This is a genomic window from Streptomyces phytophilus, assembly GCF_013870535.1.
GTDB lineage: Bacteria > Actinomycetota > Actinomycetes > Streptomycetales > Streptomycetaceae > Streptomyces > Streptomyces phytophilus.
The window spans coordinates 1-1,757 of the sequence record NZ_JACBXC010001240.1; the positions used below are offsets into that span (position 1 = coordinate 1).

General features: G+C 74.8%; 3 protein-coding genes. 2 read left to right on the forward strand and 1 reads right to left on the reverse strand.

The window, feature by feature from the left end; genetic code table 11:
• Nucleotides 1-203: hypothetical protein (locus H5J30_RS31205; RefSeq protein ID WP_181790884.1), on the forward strand; the 203-nt coding region annotated here is incomplete at its 5' end.
• Between the two features lie 62 nt (nucleotides 204-265).
• Here H5J30_RS31205 and H5J30_RS31210 read toward each other — a convergent pair.
• Nucleotides 266-691: a hypothetical protein gene (locus tag H5J30_RS31210; RefSeq protein ID WP_181790886.1), complete on the reverse strand. Its 426-nt coding sequence runs from the start codon at nucleotides 689-691 to the stop codon at nucleotides 266-268.
• Between the two features lie 251 nt (nucleotides 692-942).
• Between H5J30_RS31210 and H5J30_RS31215 the strand changes: the two genes are divergently transcribed.
• Nucleotides 943-1,757, forward strand: an 815-nt coding sequence (locus tag H5J30_RS31215) for a LysR family transcriptional regulator (RefSeq protein WP_181790887.1), incomplete at its 3' end; no start/stop codon positions are given.

The following is a 1,757-nucleotide window of genomic DNA, read 5'->3' on the forward strand; positions in this document are numbered from 1 at the left end:
GCGACGACGGGTACGCCACGCCGGGGATCGTCGTCGAGGCCGACGGGGCGGAGGTGATCCCGCCCGGTCCGCAGGTGCCGGCGGGCGCGTACCAGTGGGAGGAGTTCGTCCTCGACGGCGGGGCTTCCGGCCGGGTGGCCGAGCTGCGCGTCAGCGCGCCGGACACCTCGAACTGGAAGATCGTGGCACTGCTGGTGCGTTGACGGGCGCGTACGGCCGCCGCCCCCGGCGAGCACCGGGGGCGGCGGCCGTACGGCCCGGCCGGTCAGCGCCCGGCCGCGGCCCGGATGCCGCGCAGCAGCCCGTACTGGACGACGGCGAAGCCCAGCACCACCGCCGCCTGCAGCGGGATCCACACGTACCCCGCGGTCGTCGGGTCGACGACCCCGGTGACGAGGACGACGAGGCTCGCCACCACCCACGCGACGTTGATGTCGACCACCAGCGCCACCAGCCGCGCGGGCGGCACGGGCTTGCGGGCGATCCAGGCGACGTCGAGGGCGTAGACGACGAGCACCGCGCCGAGCACGAGCAGCAGCCCGCGGTCCACGCCCAGCAGGTCGGACAGGGGGCCGGAAAGGGCCAGGTACGCCAGCCCGTTGGCGCCGGTGACGGCGGCGTCGAGGCCCAGCCGGCGGCGGAGCGTGATCTGCGGGGCGGTGGCGGCGGTCGGGGAGACGGCTGCGGACATGACGGATCACCCTCCGAGCGGCATCGGTAACGGTCAGAGCCGGAACCCGGGCCGGAGTGCGCCGGTCCGGGCCCCGATGCCCCCACGGTGCCCGCCCCCGTCCCGCACGTCGATTACCCGCCGGGTAATGTCCGGCACCCACGGTCCGGACCACGGCCGGGCGACCTGCCGGTTTCTGGGCTATTGCGGTGCCGCGCCCGTGGCTCTACGTTTCCGGAAGCGGCCCGTGCCCGGCCTGAGATGAGACGGCGATGGAACTGGAACTGCGGCATCTCAAGCTCGTGCGCGCCATCGCGGAGACGGGGAGTCTCACGCGGGCCGCCGGCCGGCTCGGTCTCGCCCAGTCGGCGATCAGCGCACAGCTCAAGCGGATCGAACGGGCCCTGGGCGGCCCGCTGTTCGTACGCGACCGGGCGGGGGCCCGGCCCACGGCGCTCGGGGAGCTGGTGCTCGACCGGGCGCAGGTGCTGCTGCCCGCGGTGCGGGAGCTGCAGGAGGAGGCGGTGCGGTTCGCCAACGCCTGGGAGGACGTGCACCGGTTCCGGCTCGGCGGCACCCACGGGCCGCTGCTGGGGGCGCTGGTGGACCGGCTGGCGGCGCTGTACCCGGACGAGCCGGTGAGCACGTACACCTCCTGGTCGGTGCAGGAGATCAGCGAGATGGCGTCCTCGGGGCGGCTGGACTTCGCGCTGATCGGGGTCTGCGGCGAGAGCCCGCCGCCGGCCGAGGAGCTTCAGTGGCGGCTCGTGGGCACGGACCCGGTGTACTTCATGCTGGCCGAGGACCACCCGGCGGCGGACGAACCGGAGCTGGAGCTGAGCCGGTTCCGCGACGACCGGTGGACGACGGTGCCCGGCGAGGGGTGCTTCGGCGACTGCTTCTCCGCGGCCTGCGCGCGGGACGGGTTCACACCGGCGCCGATCCTGGAGACCGACACCGTCTCCTGCGCGCACCTGGTGCAGGTCGGCCGCGCGGTGGGGCTGTGCCGGGCGACCATGCCGCCGACGCCGGGGATCACCACCGTGCCGATCACGGGGACGCCGCTGAGCTGGCGGCACCTCATCGG